This window comes from Salmonella sp. SAL4457, assembly GCF_046548235.1.
GTDB classification, from domain to species: domain Bacteria; phylum Pseudomonadota; class Gammaproteobacteria; order Enterobacterales; family Enterobacteriaceae; genus Salmonella; species Salmonella enterica.
In genome coordinates this window covers 1-266 of the sequence record NZ_JBGDZO010000616.1, presented here as the reverse complement: position 1 = coordinate 266, position 266 = coordinate 1, and the positions used below count along the sequence as shown (strand labels likewise).

Below are 266 nucleotides of genomic sequence, written 5' to 3'. Positions count from 1 at the left end.
ACTTCATTCCGGTGATCGCGCCGATCGGCGTGGGCAGCAACGGCGAGTCCTACAACATCAATGCCGACCTGGTGGCCGGCAAGGTGGCGGAAGCGCTGAAGGCCGAGAAACTGATGCTGCTGACCAACATCGCCGGCCTGATGGACAAGCAGGGCCAGGTGCTGACCGGGCTGTCCACCGAACAGGTCAACGAGCTGATCGCCGACGGCACCATCTACGGCGGCATGCTGCCGAAGATCCGCTGCGCCCTGGAAGCGGTGCAGGGC

Annotated in this window: 1 protein-coding gene; it reads left to right on the top strand. The window is 64.7% G+C overall.

What is annotated here, in order from left to right; all coding sequences use genetic code 11:
- Positions 1–266: acetylglutamate kinase (gene argB / locus ACLJNW_RS25675; protein WP_410961435.1), on the top strand; the 266-nt coding region annotated here is incomplete at both ends.